The organism is Streptomyces sp. NPDC034103, from assembly GCF_055575395.1.
On record NZ_JBVISS010000009.1, the window covers coordinates 220,890 to 236,948 of the forward strand.

Annotated in this window: 16 protein-coding genes; 6 read left to right on the forward strand and 10 right to left on the reverse strand. The window is 69.7% G+C overall.

What is annotated here, in order from left to right; all coding sequences use genetic code 11:
* Positions 1–13: 13 nt before the first annotated feature.
* The 5 genes from ACZ56U_RS21680 to ACZ56U_RS21700 form a co-directional block, all read right to left on the reverse strand.
* Positions 14–1,156, reverse strand: a complete 1,143-nt coding sequence (locus ACZ56U_RS21680) for a DUF475 domain-containing protein (protein WP_469085632.1) — start codon at positions 1,154–1,156, stop codon at positions 14–16.
* Positions 1,157–1,309: 153 nt separating this feature from the next.
* Positions 1,310–1,885, reverse strand: a complete 576-nt coding sequence (locus tag ACZ56U_RS21685; RefSeq protein ID WP_391229431.1) for a TerD family protein — start codon at positions 1,883–1,885, stop codon at positions 1,310–1,312.
* Between the two features lie 108 nt (positions 1,886–1,993).
* Positions 1,994–2,569, reverse strand: a complete 576-nt coding sequence (locus ACZ56U_RS21690; protein ID WP_391229429.1) for a calcium homeostasis/redox stress adaptation protein — start codon at positions 2,567–2,569, stop codon at positions 1,994–1,996.
* Between the two features lie 130 nt (positions 2,570–2,699).
* On the reverse strand, positions 2,700–3,158 hold the full coding sequence (locus tag ACZ56U_RS21695; RefSeq protein WP_469085633.1) for a peroxiredoxin: 459 nt from the start codon (positions 3,156–3,158) through the stop codon (positions 2,700–2,702).
* A 134-nt stretch (positions 3,159–3,292) separates the two neighbouring features.
* Complete coding sequence (locus ACZ56U_RS21700; protein WP_391229425.1) at positions 3,293–3,730, reverse strand: DUF3052 domain-containing protein; 438 nt, start codon at positions 3,728–3,730, stop codon at positions 3,293–3,295.
* Positions 3,731–4,093: 363 nt separating this feature from the next.
* Here ACZ56U_RS21700 and aceE point away from each other — a divergent pair, with 363 nt between their 5' ends.
* The gene (aceE, locus tag ACZ56U_RS21705; RefSeq protein WP_469085634.1) at positions 4,094–6,826 is read left to right on the forward strand and encodes a pyruvate dehydrogenase (acetyl-transferring), homodimeric type; all 2,733 of its coding nucleotides are present in this window, start codon (positions 4,094–4,096) and stop codon (positions 6,824–6,826) included.
* A 71-nt stretch (positions 6,827–6,897) separates the two neighbouring features.
* Positions 6,898–7,635 (forward strand): potassium channel family protein, encoded by a 738-nt coding sequence (locus tag ACZ56U_RS21710; protein ID WP_469085635.1) that lies wholly within the window; start codon positions 6,898–6,900, stop codon positions 7,633–7,635.
* A gap of 50 nt (positions 7,636–7,685) precedes the next feature.
* Here ACZ56U_RS21710 and ACZ56U_RS21715 read toward each other — a convergent pair whose 3' ends face one another.
* Together ACZ56U_RS21715 and ACZ56U_RS21720 are read right to left on the reverse strand one after the other, a co-directional pair.
* A complete protein-coding gene (locus tag ACZ56U_RS21715) occupies positions 7,686–7,991 on the reverse strand; it encodes a small hydrophobic protein (RefSeq protein WP_469085636.1) in 306 nt (101 codons plus the stop codon).
* Positions 7,992–8,484: 493 nt separating this feature from the next.
* Positions 8,485–10,104, reverse strand: coding sequence for an MFS transporter (locus ACZ56U_RS21720; RefSeq protein WP_469085637.1), 1,620 nt, complete (start codon positions 10,102–10,104; stop codon positions 8,485–8,487).
* A 66-nt stretch (positions 10,105–10,170) separates the two neighbouring features.
* On the opposite strand from ACZ56U_RS21720, the gene ACZ56U_RS21725 reads away from it, so the two are divergent.
* The 3 genes from ACZ56U_RS21725 (at position 10,171) to ACZ56U_RS21735 (ending at position 13,016) form a co-directional block, all read left to right on the forward strand.
* Positions 10,171–10,797 carry a TetR family transcriptional regulator gene (locus ACZ56U_RS21725; protein WP_469085638.1) on the forward strand — a complete coding sequence of 209 codons (627 nt, stop codon included), beginning with the start codon at positions 10,171–10,173 and terminating at the stop codon, positions 10,795–10,797.
* A gap of 82 nt (positions 10,798–10,879) precedes the next feature.
* Positions 10,880–12,088 (forward strand): alpha/beta hydrolase, encoded by a 1,209-nt coding sequence (locus tag ACZ56U_RS21730; protein WP_469085639.1) that lies wholly within the window; start codon positions 10,880–10,882, stop codon positions 12,086–12,088.
* A 67-nt stretch (positions 12,089–12,155) separates the two neighbouring features.
* The gene (locus tag ACZ56U_RS21735; protein ID WP_469085834.1) at positions 12,156–13,016 is read left to right on the forward strand and encodes a DUF4429 domain-containing protein; all 861 of its coding nucleotides are present in this window, start codon (positions 12,156–12,158) and stop codon (positions 13,014–13,016) included.
* A 1-nt stretch (position 13,017) separates the two neighbouring features.
* On the opposite strand, the gene ACZ56U_RS21740 is transcribed toward ACZ56U_RS21735, so the two are convergent.
* The gene (locus ACZ56U_RS21740; RefSeq protein ID WP_469085640.1) at positions 13,018–14,034 is read right to left on the reverse strand and encodes an aldo/keto reductase; all 1,017 of its coding nucleotides are present in this window, start codon (positions 14,032–14,034) and stop codon (positions 13,018–13,020) included.
* Entirely contained in the window at positions 14,031–14,504 is a 474-nt protein-coding gene (locus ACZ56U_RS21745) for a MerR family transcriptional regulator (protein ID WP_469085641.1), read from the reverse strand. The genes ACZ56U_RS21740 and ACZ56U_RS21745 overlap by 4 nt, the downstream gene beginning before the upstream one ends.
* A gap of 85 nt (positions 14,505–14,589) precedes the next feature.
* Here ACZ56U_RS21745 and ACZ56U_RS21750 point away from each other — a divergent pair, with 85 nt between their 5' ends.
* Positions 14,590–15,405 (forward strand): serine hydrolase domain-containing protein, encoded by an 816-nt coding sequence (locus ACZ56U_RS21750; protein ID WP_469085642.1) that lies wholly within the window; start codon positions 14,590–14,592, stop codon positions 15,403–15,405.
* Here the strand turns inward: ACZ56U_RS21750 and ACZ56U_RS21755 are convergent.
* Positions 15,402–16,055, reverse strand: a complete 654-nt coding sequence (locus tag ACZ56U_RS21755; RefSeq protein ID WP_469085643.1) for a pirin family protein — start codon at positions 16,053–16,055, stop codon at positions 15,402–15,404. The two genes, ACZ56U_RS21750 and ACZ56U_RS21755, sit on opposite strands and share 4 nt — an antisense overlap.
* Positions 16,056–16,059: the final 4 nt, after the last annotated feature.

A 16,059-nucleotide genomic window follows, 5' to 3' on the forward strand; every position in this document is an offset into this window, starting at 1 on the left:
GGGGGTTCGGGTGCTAGACGGAGATCTCAGTCTTCGGGTCCGAGCCCTCGGCTTTTCCCTCGGCGGCCGCGAGTGCCTTGTTGCGGCGCACCGAGGACCAGAAGGACCAGGCGATCAGGACGACACCGACGAGACCGGTGATGACCTCGTGGATCTGGTACTGGATGGTGACCATGAGGATGACGGCCAGCGCACCGATCGCGTAGTGGGCGCCGTGCTCCAGGTAGACGTAGTCGTCGAGGGTGCCCTGGCGGACCAGGTACACGGTCAGCGAACGGACGTACATGGCGCCGATGCCCAGGCCCAGCGCCATCAGCACGATGTCGTTGGTGACGGCGAAGGCGCCGATCACACCGTCGAAGGAGAAGGACGCGTCCAGGACCTCGAGGTAGAGGAACATGAAGAACGCCGCCTTGCCGGCGAGGGCGACCGCCGAGCGCGGCTTGCCGCTGCGCGCGGCCTCTTCCTCCTCCTCGTGCTCGCGTTCCTCCTCCTCTTCGAGCTTGTCCTCGAAGTAGCCGGAGAGACCACCGACGATCATGTAGGTGATCAGACCCGCGATACCGGAGAGAAGAACCGTCTCCGCCTTGTCGACGTGCGCGCCGCCGTGCTGGTGGGCGTGGGTCGCGAAGGTCATCGCGGTGGCGAGCAGGACGACGAGCGCGATGCAGACCGACAGCATGTCGACCTTGCCGAGCTTGGCGAGCGGGCGCTCCAGCCACGCGAGCCACTTGATGTCCCGGTCCTCGAAGATGAAGTCCAGGAAGATCATCAGCAGGAACATGCCACCGAACGCGGCGATCGCCGGGTGGGCGTCGGTGACGAGTTCCTGGTAGTGATCCTTGTCGTTCAGCGCGAGGTCGACCGCGTCGATCGGGCCGATCTTGGCGCTGATGGCGACGATCACGACCGGGAACACCAGTCGCATGCCGAACACGGCGATGAGGACACCGACGGTGAGGAAGATCTTCTGCCAGAAGGCATTCATCTTCTTCAGGATTCCGGCGTTGACGACCGCGTTGTCGAAGGACAGCGAGATCTCGAGGATGGACAGGATCGCCACGATGCCGAACCCGGTCCACCCCCCGTAGAAGACCGCCGCTACGAGGCCGAGCGCGGTGACCGCGAACGACCAGCCGAAGGTTTTCAGAACCACTGGCTACCCAATCCTGTCTGGGGGCACCTCCCAGACGTAGTCTGGGGGAGGGTCTCCCCCGCTGCCCTACTCGGCTTTTTACCGAACTTTGAAGCGGAGTCTAGTCCGCCCCCCTCCGCACCCCACCCGGCCCCGGCTTTTGCTCATATCGCGTTACGAGACGTTGACCCCGAAGTCCAGGGCGATGCCCCGCAGCCCTGACGCGTACCCCTGTCCGACGGCACGGAACTTCCACTCGCCCTGGTACCGGTAGACCTCGCCGAAGATCATGGCGGTCTCGGTGGAGGCGTCCTCGCTGAGGTCGTAGCGGGCCAGCTCCTGGCCGTCGGCCTGGTTCACCACGCGGATGAAGGCGTTGCTGACCTGTCCGAAGGTCTGGCCGCGGTTGTCCGCGTCATGGATCGAGACCGGGAAGACGATCTTGTCGCAGTGGGCCGGCACCTTGGAGAGGTCGATCAGGATCGACTCGTCGTCGCCCTCGCCCTCACCGGTGAGGTTGTCGCCGGTGTGCTCCACCGAGCCGTCCGGGCTCTTGAGCTGGTTGTAGAAGACGAACCACTCGTCGCCCAGGACCCGTCCGCTGTCGCAGACCAGTGCGCTGGCGTCGAGGTCGAACGGGGCTCCGGTGGTGGAGCGCGCGTCCCAGCCGAGCCCGACCATCACCTGCGTGAGATTCGGCGCGGCCTTGGACAGGGAGACGTTGCCCCCCTTGGCGAGCGTGACGCCCATGATGCTGGTCCCTCCCCGTAGTACTGCTGTCTCTGGTGGTCCTGCGCGTCCGGCGCCGCACGCGAACCGTGCGGCGCCGGACGGGGTGGCTCACGTCTGAAGGACGTCTCAGACGTTCACGCCGAAGTCCTGCGCGATGCCGCGCAGGCCCGAGGCGTAGCCCTGGCCGATGGCGCGGAACTTCCACTCCGCGCCGTGCCGGTACAGCTCGCCGAAGACCATCGCGGTCTCGGTGGACGCGTCCTCGGAGAGGTCGTAGCGCGCGATCTCCGCCTCGCCGGCCTGGTTCACGACGCGGATGAACGCGTTGCGGACCTGGCCGAACGACTGCTGGCGGTTCTCGGCGTCGTAGATCGAGACCGGGAAGACGATCTTCTCGATCTCGGCCGGGACGCCCGCGAGGTTGACCTTGATCTGCTCGTCGTCGCCCTCGCCCTCACCGGTGATGTTGTCGCCGGTGTGCTCGACCGAGCCGTCGGGGCTCTTGAGGTTGTTGAAGAAGACGAAGTTCGCGTCGCTGCTCACCTTGCCCGAGGCGTCCAGCAGCAGTGCGCTGGCGTCCAGGTCGAAGTCGGTGCCGGTGGTGGTGCGGACGTCCCACCCCAGACCGACGATGACCGCGGTCAGGCCCGGGGCCTCCTTGGTCAGCGATACGTTGCCGCCCTTGCTGAGGCTGACTCCCACGAGTCCTCCATTGGTGTCCAGGGGCGGGGAGCCCCGCCATGCGTGTGATACCGGATCAACGTGTCGATCCTAGTGACGGGTTCCCGTGGCCCGCAGGCCTTGGAACCGAAGAATCACCGGGTGTCCCGACTCAGAGGCTGTCGAGAGCCTTGACGTACTCGTTCAGGTCACGCGCGTCGGGCAGCGCGTTGACGACGGTCCAGCGCACCACGCCCTCCTTGTCGATGACGAAGGTGCCGCGCACCGCGCAGCCCTTGTCCTCGGCGAAGACGCCGTAGGCGCGGGAGACCTCGCCGTGCGGCCAGAAGTCGCTCAGCAGGGGGTACTCGAGGCCCTCCTGCTCGGCGAAGACGCGCAGGGTGTGGATGGAGTCGTTGGAGACGGCGAGCAGCTGGGTGTCGCGGTCGGAGAACTGCGGCAGGTGGTCGCGCAGCTCGCAGAGCTCGCCGGTGCACACGCCGGTGAAGGCGAAGGGGTAGAAGAGCAGGACGACGTTCTTGTCCCCCCGGAAGTCCGACAGCCTGACGGTCCTGCCGTGGTTGTCCTTGAGCTCGAAGTCGGGGGCCTTTTCGCCGACCTGGATCGCCATCGTCGTGAATCCCTCTCGGGTGGGGCTGTTCGGGTGAGAACACCCTACGCAGCGCTCACGACAGACTGATGGACGGGCCGGGTGAACCCGGCCCGTCCTTTGCTCGGCGGAGGTCTGGCGCTTGGGCGCGGAGGTTAGCGCTTGGGCTTGGCCGCCTTCGGCGTCACGAGCCTGCTGCCGCTCCAGTCCTTGCCGACGCTGACGCTCTTGGAGGCGGAGAGTCCCGCCGTCGTCGCGGCTTCGGAGATGTCGCTGGGCTCGACGTAGCCGTCGCGGCCGGTCTTCGGCGTCAACAACAGGATCGAGCCGCCCTCCTCGATGTACGTGGTGGCGTCCACCAGTACGTCGGTGAGGTCGCCGTCGTCATCGCGGAACCACAGCACGACGGCGTCGGCGACGTCGTCGTACTCCTCGTCCATCAGCTCGCTGCCGATGACTTCCTCAATGGCCTCGCGGAGCTCCTGGTCGACGTCGTCGTCGTAGCCGATCTCCTGGACCACCTGCTCGGGCTGGAACCCCAGCCTTGCGGCAGGGTTCGTCCGCTCCTCCGCGTGGTCCGCGGTCGCGCTCACGGGTTGCCTCCTGATCATGTTTTGGGAATAACTCAGCCACGCGCGTGCGCGAAGCATTGGCCGTAGTCCACACGGGCGGGACGGATCGCGCAAGTACCCGGCCGTTCAGACCGCCGAAACGGTGACGTTCCTGGCCGTGTCACCGCAACTCCAGGCACGCGATTGCGGCCATAAGTGACCTACACCACACCTTTGTGCCCGCTTTGCGGCTTTCGGAACCCGAGTGGGACCGGAGGAGCCCACAAAGAGTCTTGGTTACCAATCGGTAGAGATGACGTTTGCTTTTCCGAGGTACACGATGGGGAGCGGTGCAGGCATCCCGCATACCCATGGAAAACAGCCCTCTGACAGCGAAGGAACAGCGTGGCTTCCGGATCCGATCGCAATCCGATCATCATTGGCGGCCTTCCGAGTCAGGTTCCTGACTTCGATCCCGAGGAAACCCAGGAGTGGCTCGACTCGCTCGACGCCGCCGTCGACGAGCGGGGCCGCGAGCGGGCCCGTTACCTCATGCTGCGGCTGATCGAGCGGGCCCGCGAGAAGCGTGTCGCCGTGCCCGAGATGCGCAGCACGGACTACGTCAACACCATCGCCACCAAGGACGAGCCGTTCTTCCCCGGCAACGAGGAGATCGAGCGCAGGATCCTCAACGCCACCCGCTGGAACGCCGCCGTCATGGTGTCCCGGGCGCAGCGCCCCGGCATCGGCGTCGGCGGCCACATCGCCACCTTCGCCTCCTCGGCCTCGCTGTACGACGTGGGCTTCAACCACTTCTTCCGCGGCAAGGACGAGGGCGACGGCGGCGACCAGGTCTTCTTCCAGGGGCACGCCTCCCCTGGCATCTACGCGCGCGCGTACCTGCTGGACCGGCTCAGCGAGCAGAACCTCGACGCGTTCCGCCAGGAGAAGTCGAAGGCGCCGCACGGCCTGTCGAGCTACCCGCACCCGCGTCTGATGCCGGACTTCTGGGAGTTCCCGACCGTGTCGATGGGCCTCGGTCCGATCGGCGCGATCTACCAGGCGCGGATGAACCGGTACATGCACGCGCGCGGGATCGCCGACACCTCCACGTCGCACGTGTGGGCCTTCCTCGGCGACGGCGAGATGGACGAGCCCGAGTCGCTCGGCCAGCTGACCATCGCCGCCCGCGAGGGCCTGGACAACCTGACCTTCGTCGTCAACTGCAACCTCCAGCGCCTCGACGGCCCCGTGCGCGGCAACGGCAAGGTCATCCAGGAGCTGGAGTCGGTCTTCCGCGGCGCCGGCTGGAACGTGGTCAAGCTGGTCTGGGACCGCTCCTGGGACCCGCTGCTGGCGCAGGACCGCGACGGCGTGCTGGTGAACCGGATGAACACCACGCCGGACGGCCAGTTCCAGACGTACGCCACCGAGACCGGCGCGTACATCCGCGACCACTTCTTCGGTGACGACCAGCGGCTGCGCGCGATGGTCGAGAACATGACCGACGACCAGATCCTGCACCTGGGCCGTGGCGGTCACGACCACAAGAAGATCTTCGCGGCGTTCTCGGCGGCCAAGGCGCACCGGGGCCAGCCGACGGTGATCCTCGCCAAGACCGTCAAGGGCTGGACGCTGGGTCCCAACTTCGAGGGCCGCAACGCCACGCACCAGATGAAGAAGCTGACGGTCGACGACCTCAAGGGGTTCCGCGACCGGCTGCACATCCCGATCACCGACCAGGAGCTGGAGTCCGGCGCGCCGCCGTACTACCACCCGGGCCGGGACTCGGAGGAGATCCAGTACATGCACGACCGCCGCAGCGCGCTCGGCGGGTACGTCCCCACGCGCGTGGTGCGCGCCAAGCCGCTCGCGCTGCCGGACGACAAGACGTACGCGACCGTGAAGAAGGGCTCGGGCCAGCAGTCGATCGCGACGACCATGGCCTTTGTCCGGCTCCTCAAGGACCTCATGCGGGACAAGGAGATCGGCAAGCGGTTCGTGCTGATCGCGCCGGACGAGTACCGCACGTTCGGCATGGACTCCTTCTTCCCGAGTGCGAAGATCTACAACCCGCTCGGCCAGCAGTACGAGGCCGTGGACCGCGATCTGCTGCTCGCGTACAAGGAGTCGCCGACCGGTCAGATGCTGCACGACGGCATCTCGGAGGCGGGGTGCACGGCCTCCCTGATCGCGGCGGGCTCGGCGTACGCCACCCACGGCGAGCCGCTCATCCCGGTCTACGTCTTCTACTCGATGTTCGGTTTCCAGCGCACCGGTGACCAGTTCTGGCAGATGGCCGACCAGCTGGCGCGCGGTTTCGTCCTGGGTGCGACCGCCGGGCGTACGACGCTGACCGGCGAGGGGCTCCAGCACGCCGACGGCCACTCGCAGCTGCTGGCCTCGACCAACCCGGGCTGCGTCGCCTACGACCCGGCCTACGGCTTCGAGATCGCGCACATCGTCAAGGACGGTCTGCGCCGGATGTACGGCCCGGACAGCGAGGACGTCTTCTACTACCTCACCGTCTACAACGAGCCGATCCAGCACCCGGCCGAGCCCGAGAACGTGGACGTCGAAGGCATCCTGAAGGGCATCCACCGCTTCTCCGAGGGCACCTCCGGCTCGATCCCGGCGCAGATCATCGCCTCGGGTGTCGCGGTGCCGTGGGCCGTCGAGGCGCAGCGGATCCTCGCCGAGGAGTGGAACGTCAGGGCGGACATCTGGTCGGCCACCTCCTGGAACGAGCTGCGCCGCGACGCGGTCGAGGTCGAGCGGCACAACCTGCTGCACCCGGAGGAGGAGCAGCGGGTGCCGTACGTGACGCGGAAGCTGTCGGGTGCGCAGGGTCCGTTCGTCGCGGTGTCCGACTGGATGCGGGCGGTGCCGGACCAGATCGCGCGCTGGGTGCCGGGCACCTACCAGTCGCTGGGCGCCGACGGGTTCGGCTTCGCCGACACCCGGGGCGCGGCCCGCCGCTTCTTCCACATCGACGCGCAGTCGATCGTGCTGGGCGTGCTGACCGAGCTGGCCAGGGAGGGCAAGATCGACCGGTCGGCGCTGAAGCAGGCCATCGACCGGTACCAGCTGCTCGACGTGTCGGCGGCCGACCCGGGTGCCGCTGGCGGCGACGCGTAGGGACCGCGGTGACGTGAAGGGTGGTGGGGCACATGTCCCCACCACCCTTACCGCTTCTTTACGATGCGGTCATGAAGGAACAATCGGCGCAGGTCCGTTGGGAACACCTCACCCAGCGGCCCCTGATGGCGTTCGCTGTGCTGTTCGCCGTCGCCTATGCCGTGCCGATCGTGGACGAGACGGCCGGCCGGTCGCTCACCACCGTGTGCACGGCGGTCGAGTGGACGGTGTGGGGTGCGTTCGCCGTCGACTACGTCGTACGGCTGTCGCTCGCGCACGACCGGCGGACGTTCGTGCGCAGAAACTGGCTGGACCTGTGCGCGGTGCTGCTGCCGCTGCTCCAGCCGCTCAGGCTGCTGCGGGTCGTCGCCACGCTGCTGCTGGTGCAGCGGCGCGCCCGGATGGCCTCGCAGATCCAGCTGACCACGTATGTCGCGGGGGCCGTGGTCGGGCTGCTGATGTTCGGCTCGCTGGCGGTGCTGTCGGCCGAGCGGGGCTCACCGAACGGGAACATCCGGACGTTGGGTGACGCGGTGTGGTGGTCGTTCACCACGATGACGACCGTGGGGTACGGGGACCACGCGCCGACCACCGGACTGGGCCGGATCATCGCGGTGGGGCTGATGCTGTCCGGCATCGCGCTGCTCGGTGTCGTCACCGCGAACATCGCGGCGTGGTTCATCGCCCGGTTCGAGAAGGACGACGTGGAGGAGCGGCGGCAGACGGAGGCGATCGTCGCGCTGACCGAGGAGGTGAAGGCGCTGCGGGCCCAGGTCGCGGCGCTTCAGGAGCAGTCGGTCAGACACTGAGGTGGGCCCCCGGCCCATCCACCGGGGGCCCTCCCCTCACTCCCCCCGGCTCAGAAGACGCCGGTACCGGGGGACGCTCCGGCCAGCCAGATGACGGCCAGAAGCGTGTCGATGGCGCCCAGGACGACGGCGACCACAGGCGTCATTTGGCGGGAGCCGTTCCAGCTGCGGCCCATCGCGAGCCAGCCGGCGACGACCGCCACGGGTCCGAGGATGATCCCCAGGACGAAGAACCCGGCGATCGCGCAGATGACTCCGACAAGCCCCAGGGTCGCGCGATCCGGCCCGGTCCGTGACCACGTCCGGCCACGTGAGCGGGGGTGCCTGCGCGTGCTGTGTCCGAAGCCCGCCATCATCAACCACTCCCTCAACCCATAGGCAGTCTGGGCTCGATGTGGCGGGTAACCCCCGATACGGCCTTCAATCCTGCTGCACTTCCGCGGCCTCGCGGCGCGCCGCCCCCCTCCGGCAGCGCGCCGCAGCACCGGTCCGCCCTCCCCGGCATATGCCGTGCCGTGCGGAGGGCTTGACTAACTGTGACCTGCGGCGCGTACCCGGGGCGAGGAATCTTTAGCCGCTTCACCCTGATAGGCGAAGTCGCCTGAAATTCCGTCAGTTCGTTCCGCGGGCCTCCCGTCAGGGGTGACCCGCGGACATTCCTGCGGACCGGGGCCGCGAGGCGCTCCGCTGGCTAGAGGTGCGGCGAGAGGCCGCAGCTCGTCTGCCGTGCCGACGTGGCTCGTCTGCGGCGCCGACGTGGCTGGTCTGCGGCGCCGACGTGGCTGGTCGCGCAGTTCCCCGCGCCCCTTCAGGGCGCGACCGAACCGCGGCCGACTTCGCCGGACCCGCTCAGATGTGCCCCACTCCCGCGCCCGCCTCCGCGTTCGTGCCGCGCTTGGTGAGCAGGGCGACGAAGATGGCGACGGCCGCGACCGCGGCGGCGACCAGGGAGGCCAGGCTCATGCCGGAGATGAAGGTGTCGTGGGCGACGTCCGTGATCTTCGCGGCGACGGCCTGCGGGGTGCCCGGGGCGATGGGCGGCACACCGGCCTGGACGGCCTCGGCGGCCCGGGCCTCCTGAGCCGCGGTGAGCGGCGGCAGGCCGGCGTCCGTCCAGTTGCCGGCGAGGTCGCTGTCGACCTTGGAGGCCATCACGGCGCCCAGGACGGCGGTGCCGAGGCTGCCGCCGATCTGCATCGCGGCCTGCTGGAGACCGCCGGCGACACCGGAGAGCTCCAGGGGCGCGTTGCCGACGATGACCTCGGTGGCGCCGACCATGACCGGGGCGAGGCCGAGGCCCAGCAGGGCGAACCAGAGGGACATGACCGCGCTGCCGGTGTCCGTCTCCAGGGTCGACATGCCGTACATGGCGATCGCGGTGGCCGCCATGCCGCCGGCCAGCGGGATGCGCGGGCCCAGCTTGGTGATCATCACGCCCGCGAGCGGGGAGCCGACGATCATCATGCCGGTGAGCGGCAGGAGGTGCAGACCGGCGTCGATGGGGCTCATGCCGTGGACGTTCTGGAGGTAGAACGTCACGAAGAACAGGCCGCCCATGAAGGCGATGGCCATCAGGATCATCAGGACGACACCCGCGGACAGCGCGACCGAGCGGAACAGGCCCAGCGGGACCAGCGGCTCCTTCACCCGGGTCTCCCAGAAGGCGAAGAGCGTGAAGCCCAGGGCGGAGACGGCGATGAAGGTCCACGTCTGTCCGGCGCCCCAGCCCCAGGCCGGGGCCTTGATCAGGGCCCAGACCAGGCAGAACATGGCGCCCGACAGCAGGGCGATACCGAGGACGTCGAAGGAGCGCGGGGCGTTCTCGGCGCGGTGGTCCAGCAGGATCACGACGCCCAGGACCGCGGCGAGGATGCCGACCGGCACGTTGATGAAGAACACCGACTGCCAGCTGACGTGCTCGACGAGGACACCGCCGAGGATCGGGCCGCCCGCGGTGGAGGCGCCGATGACCATGCCCCAGATGCCGATGGCCATGTTGAGCTTCTCGGCCGGGAAGGTCGCGCGCAGCAGGCCGAGCGCGGCCGGCATCAGCAGGGCGCCGAACAGGCCCTGGAGGACACGGAAGGCGACGACGGCCGCGACGCTGTCGGACAGGCCGATCGCACCGGAGGCGGCCGCGAAGCCGACCACGCCGATCAGGAAGGTCTGGCGGTGGCCGAAGCGGTCGCCGAGCTTGCCCGCGGTGATCAGGCAGACCGCGAGGGCCAGGAAGTAGCCGTTGGTGATCCACTGCACATCGGCGAACGTGGCGCCGAGATCTTCCTTGATGGCCGGGTTGGCGATGGCGACGATGGTGCCGTCGAGGGCCACCATCATGACGCCTACGGCGACGGTGATGAGCGTGAACCAGGGGTGGCCGCGCAGCCCCGAGGCACGGGCTCCGTCCGACGGGGCGGCCGGCCTGCCGTCCCCCGGCCCCGTCTTGTCGAGCGTGGTCTGACTAGTCATACGGCGAGGCTAATGACAGCCACTGACAGTTGACAATCCAATTCATAAGTCGGTAACTGACATCCCATGGAAACCCTGCGCGAACGCAAGAAGCAGCGCACCCGCGAGGCGCTGATTCGAGCGGCCCTTGAGCTGTTCACCACCCGGGGGTACGAGGGGACGACCGTCGACGACATCGCCGAGGCGGTCGAGGTCTCGCAGCGCACCTTCTTCCGCTACTTCGCCAACAAGGAGGAGGCCGCCCTCGCCGCGGAGGCGATGACGGTGGAGCACTTCGTGGCGGCGGTGCGCGGCCGCCCGCCGCACGAGGGACCGCTGGAGGCGCTGCGGCAGGCGGTCCTGGAGGGCTGGGACACGCTCAACGACGTGATCGAGTCCGTCGTACCGGTGGAGCTGTATCTGCGGATGTACCGGGTGGTCGAGTCGACGCCGGTGCTGCTCGCGGCGCATCTGCGCCGGTCCATGGAGGTCGAGGAGACACTCGCGCGGGTGATCGCCGAGCGGGAGGGGCTCGACGTGGACGCCGATCCGCGGCCGCGGCTCGCGGTGGCGGTCTTCAGCGGGGTGATGCGGGTGACGGAGCGGCGGTGGAACATGGCCGCGGACTTCAGCCTGGACGCGATGCGGACGCTCACCGTCTCGCATCTCGAACAGGTGGGTCCGGCTCTGACGGAGAACTGGCGGACCGACTGAGGTCATCCCCCTGCCGATCGAAACGTGACCTCCGTCACTCGGTTGACGCGAGACCCTCTCGTTCTCCTAGTGTGTCCTTTCAGTGACTTCCTTCGACACCTCTCCCCAACTGAACGTCTGGCGCGGACTGCTCGCGCTGGCCGTGGTGTTCGTGATGCTGGCGACCACCGGCTGGACAGCCCTGCGCAACCAGCGGAACACGACCGCGCTCCAGAGCTCGATCAGCGCCTGGGAGCACGGCCGGATAGCCGGACACCGGCTGCCCGCCCCGGACGCCGCCCCCGCGAAGCTCTCCCGTTTCTTCGCCTCGCTCACCGCTCAGCAGCGCGGCACCCTCGCCCGCCGCTACCCCCTCGCGGTCGGCAACATGAACGGCGCCCCCGTCGAGCTGCGCTACCGGGCCAACCGCGTCGCCCTCGGCCAGGCCCGCAAGGTCGAGCTCAAGCGCATGCACGACCACCGGCTCTCGGCCGACGGGCAGCGCGCGGCCGGCCACCGGATGCACCGCTTCGAGTCGCTGATGAGCGCGCGCCGCAAGATCCTCGCCTTCGACCCGGAGGGCTCCGGGCGGGTCGCGGAGGTCTTCGGCGACCTGACGAGGGCGGAGCGGGTCTCGGTCGTCGTCCCCGGCGTCGACACCGACCTGCTCACCTTCCAGCGCACCTACCGCAAGTACTCGGCCCCGGTCGGCATGGCCAAGTCGCTGTACGCCGCGGAGAAGGCGGCGAGCCCCTCGACGCGTACGGCCGTGATCGCCTGGGCCGACTACACCTCGCCCGGCGGTCTCGGCCTCGACTCGGCGACCGCGATGCGCGCCCAGAACGGCGCCGTCCGGCTGGACGCGCTGGTGCGCGCGCTGCCCGGCGAGACGCCCGTCTCCCTGTTCTGCCACAGCTACGGCTCCGTGGTGTGCGGGGTCGCCGCGCACCGGCTGCCGGAGCGGGTGGCCGACATCGCGGTGGCCGGCAGCCCCGGCATGCGGGTCACCCACGCCGCCCAGCTGCACACCTCGGCCCAGGTGTGGGCGATGCGGGACGCCGACGACTGGATCCAGGACGTGCCGTACATGGAACTGGGCGGGCTGGGCCACGGAGCCGACCCGGTGTCCTCCGCGTTCGGGGCACGGGTGCTGTCGGCGGCGGACGCGAAGGGGCACAGCGGCTATTTCGAGCCGGGCACCGAGAGCCTCACGAACTTCGCCGAGATCGGCGTCGGCGCGTACCGCTCGGTGCACTGTGCGGAGACCGACGAGGCCTGCCAGGCCGGTTTGTCCGGCACCATGGCGGGCTGACGCGCGTAGCGGCCGCAAGAACCACGGTCTGCGCGGGGAGGCGACGGAGGAGCTCGTGCCACATACGATGAGCCGCATGGGTGACGTACTGGCCGGATTTCATGCTGCCTGGGAGTTCGAGTCCGACTCCGTGCTCATCCGTTACGAACGGGGGATTCGAACACCCAAGCTCTTCCAGTCCCTGGGAGAGCGGCGCGTCCCCTTCTCGGCGCTGGCCGGCGTGACGCTGACGCCCGGGAAGCGCGGCACCGTGGTGCTGCGCGCCGAGCCCCGCCCCGGCGCCGACCCGCTGATGGAGGCGGCCGCGGGACAGCTGAAGGAAGGGTGCGATCCGTACCGGCTGGTGCTGCCCGCCGAGCGGGAGGTGCTCGCCGAGTACTACGCCGACGAACTGCGCGGCCTGCTGAGCCCGGACGACGAGCCGGCCGAGCGCTTCCTGGTCCCGGCGCCCGAGGTGCCGCTGTCCTTCAAGGCTTACGACGGCAAGGCGTCCTTCGACGGCACGACCGTGCGCTTCCGGTGGTTCTGGACGGGCGCGTCCTCGGCGAAGTGGAAGGCCGGCGACCAGAGCTTCCCGGTCGCCGGCCTCGGCGGGGTGGAGTGGCGCTCCCCGGAGGTGTTCGAGGGGCATCTGCGGCTGCTGCCCCGGGACGGCGGCACGCCGCCCGCGCAGGCCGACCAGGACCCCGCCGCCGTCATCTTCGGGCTCGGCTACGGGCCGGTGCACGAGTCGTTGCCGTTCGCCGCGGCGGTCCTGGCCGCCGTCCGCAGCAACGGACCCGTCGCCGCGGTGCCGGCCGGGGCGCCGCGGCGCGATCCGGCCGACATCGCCGAGCGCATCCGTCACCTGGGGGAACTGCACCAGGCGGGGCTGGTCACCGACGAGGAGTTCTCGGTGAAGAAGGCGGAGCTGCTCGCGGAGCTGTGAGTCACTCCCGCCCGGCGGAGGTGAACGCCATGTCCGCGTAGCGCTCGCCCGCCACCTTCCCGGCGATCGGCTCCAGCAGGGCCAGCTGATCCTCGGTCAGTTCGACCCGTGTCGCGGCGACGTTCTCCGCCACCCGGCCCGGCTTGCTGGTGCCCGGGATCGGGACCACCGGCAGACCGTGGACCCGCGCCTGCCGCTGCACCCATGCCAGCGCGACCTGCGCCAGGGAGACCCCGTGCGCCTCGGCCACCGCGCGGACCGGCTCCAGCAGGGCCACGTTGGCGGCCGCGTTCTCACCGGTGAAGCGGGGCTGCTGGCGGCGGAAGTCACCGGCCGTCAGATCCTGCTCGGCGTCGGCGAAGGAGCCGGTGAGGAAGCCGCGGCCGAGCGGGGAGTACGGGACCAGGGCCACGCCCAGCTCGCGGGCGGCCGGCACCACACCCGCCTCGATGTCCCGGCTGAACAGCGACCATTCCGACTGCACGGCCGCGACGGGGTGCACCGCCTGGGCGGTCCGCAGCTCCGCGCCGGTGACCTCGCTCAGACCGAGGTGCTTGACCTTGCCCTCGCGGACCAGCTCGGCCATGACGCCGACGGTCTCCTCGATCGGCACGTTCACATCGCGCCGGTGCATGTAGTAGAGGTCGATCACGTCGACGTCGAGCCGCCGCAGGCTCGCCTCGACGGCCTGGCGGATGTAGGGGGCGTCGTTGCGGATGACGCGCCGGGTCGGGTCGTCCGGCGGGATCGACAGGGCGAACTTGGTGGCGATCACGACCTCGTCGCGGTGGGCCTTGAAGAACGGGGAGAGGAACCTCTCGTTCTCCCCCGCGCCGTAGGCGTCCGCCGTGTCGTACAGCGTGACGCCCAGCTCCAGCGCGCGTTCCAGGGCCGCCCGGGACTCCCCCGCGTCGGTGGGGCCGTAGGCGAAGCTCATGCCCATGCAGCCCAGGCCCTGCACCCCCACCTCGGGGCCGCCGGCGCCCAGTCGTACGGTCGGGATCCTGCTGTCGGTCATCCGGCCTTCTCCGTTTCATAGGTGTGTCCGGCTTCGGCGTAGAAGCTGATCTTGCGGTCGAGCACGGCGAGGGTGTCCTGGAGCTCCGCGATGCGGGTCAGTACGTCCCGGCGGGTCGACTCCAGCAGCTCGAAGCGCTCGCCGAAGGTGTGGTCGCCGTCCCGGACCAGTTCCGCGTACCGCACCATGTCGGCGACCGGCATGCCGGTGAGCCGGAGCTTGCCGACGAAGTCGAGCCAGTCCAGGTCGCGGTTGCTGTAGCGGCGCTGGCCGGTGTGGGAGCGGTCGATGTGCGGCATCAGGCCGATGCGCTCGTACCAGCGCAGGGTGTGCGCCGACAGGCCGGTAAAGGCGACGACCTCGCTGATCGTGTAGCTGTCCTGGCCCAGGGGGCGCCGGTGCGGGTGCGGCGGGGCGCTGCAGCTGTCGGTCCTGGTACCCGTGGTGGTCGTGGTCTCCATCACCGTCATGCCCTCAACGCTATGACCTTGGAGTGCACTCCAGGCAAGCGGAACCGGTAAGAATTCCCCGGGAGCCGGTGGTTAGCATCGGCGCATGTCGCTGAAGAGCCTGACCATGATCGAGAACTGGCCGGTCCCGACCGCCGCCGCGGGTGCCGTCCGGGCGGACGGGACGGTGCTCGGCACGCACGGCCCGGTCGACCACCGCTTCCCGCTGGCCTCGGTGACCAAGCCGCTCGCGGCGTACGCGGTGCTCGTCGCCTACGAGGAGGGCGCGATCGAGCTCGACGAGCCCGCCGGGCCCGCGGGATCGACGGTGCGGCACCTGCTCGCGCACACCTCGGGTCTCGCCTTCGACGAGCACCGGGTGCAGGCGCCGCCCGGCGAGCGGCGGCTGTACTCCAACGCCGGGTTCGAGCAGCTGGGCGACCACCTCGCGAAGGCCACGGACATCCCGTTCCCCGAGTATCTGCGCCAGGCGGTGCTGGAGCCGCTGGGGATGGCGGCGACCTCCCTGGACGGTTCCCCGGCCAAGGACGGTGTCTCCACGGTCGGGGACCTGCTGCGGTTCGCGGCGGAGGTGCAGGCGCCCCGGCTGCTGGACCCGCGCACGGTCGCCGAGGCGATGACGGTCCAGTACCCCGGCACCAAGGGCGTGCTGCCCGGCTACGGCCACCAGAACCCCAACGACTGGGGCCTCGGCTTCGAGATCCGCGCCGCCAAGTCCCCGCACTGGACGGGCGGTTCGTCCTCCCCGCGCACCTTCGGGCACTTCGGCCAGTCCGGCACGTTCCTGTGGATCGACCCCGCCGCGGGGGCGGCCTGCGTGGCCCTGACCGACCGGGCCTTCGGCCCGTGGGCGGTCGAGGCGTGGCCGGCGTTCACGGACGCCGTGCTCGGCGAGATCTAGGCCATCTCCCAGACCAGCAGCTCGGCCCGTGTCACCGCCACCGCCTCCAGGCCCTCGGCGCCCGTGGCGCGGGCCGCGTCGCCCGCGCCCAACACCGTGCCGTCCAGCCGCACTTCACCGCGGACGACATGGACGTACAGCCACCGCGCGGCCGGCAGCGCCGTCCGTTCGCCCGCCGCGAGCCGCCGTACGTGCAGCAGGGCGGCGGCCTCCGGGACGGCGTACGGCGTGGAGTCGGCGATGCCGCGGACGAGGTCGTACGACGGTTCGCCGCCCGGCTCCAGGGGGGCCAGCCACATCTGCACGAAGGTCAGGGGGACCCGGCCGTCGTTGCGTTCCACGTGCCGGACGCCCGCCGCGGAGCTGAGGCGCTGGACGTCACCGGGGCGCACGGTCGTCACGTGCCCCGCGGAGTCCTGGTGCGTGAGCTCGCCCTCGACCACCCACGTCACGATCTCGGTGTGGCTGTGCGGATGCTCGTCGAACCCGGCGCCGGGGGCGAGCCGCTCCTCGTTGCAGGCGATCACCGCGCCGAACCGGAGGTTGTCGGGGTCGTAGTGGGGTCCGAAGGAGAAGGCGTGGAACGACTCGATCCCGGCCGCCGGATCGCCCCCTGGATAGCGCTCAGCGGCGCGCCGTACGTCCGTCACGTGC

Coding starts and splice junctions, on each gene's coding strand:
- ACZ56U_RS21735 (WP_469085834.1), top strand. CDS start 12,156: ATGAGCCGCATGGGTGACGTACTGGCCGGATTTCATGCTGCCTGGGAG.
- ACZ56U_RS21745 (WP_469085641.1), bottom strand. CDS start 14,504: ATGACGGTGATGGAGACCACGACCACCACGGGTACCAGGACCGACAGC.
- ACZ56U_RS21710 (WP_469085635.1), top strand. CDS start 6,898: ATGAAGGAACAATCGGCGCAGGTCCGTTGGGAACACCTCACCCAGCGG.
- ACZ56U_RS21715 (WP_469085636.1), bottom strand. CDS start 7,991: ATGATGGCGGGCTTCGGACACAGCACGCGCAGGCACCCCCGCTCACGT.
- ACZ56U_RS21725 (WP_469085638.1), top strand. CDS start 10,171: ATGGAAACCCTGCGCGAACGCAAGAAGCAGCGCACCCGCGAGGCGCTG.
- ACZ56U_RS21720 (WP_469085637.1), bottom strand. CDS start 10,104: ATGACTAGTCAGACCACGCTCGACAAGACGGGGCCGGGGGACGGCAGG.
- ACZ56U_RS21695 (WP_469085633.1), bottom strand. CDS start 3,158: ATGGCGATCCAGGTCGGCGAAAAGGCCCCCGACTTCGAGCTCAAGGAC.
- ACZ56U_RS21685 (WP_391229431.1), bottom strand. CDS start 1,885: ATGGGCGTCACGCTCGCCAAGGGGGGCAACGTCTCCCTGTCCAAGGCC.
- ACZ56U_RS21740 (WP_469085640.1), bottom strand. CDS start 14,034: ATGACCGACAGCAGGATCCCGACCGTACGACTGGGCGCCGGCGGCCCC.
- ACZ56U_RS21750 (WP_469085642.1), top strand. CDS start 14,590: ATGTCGCTGAAGAGCCTGACCATGATCGAGAACTGGCCGGTCCCGACC.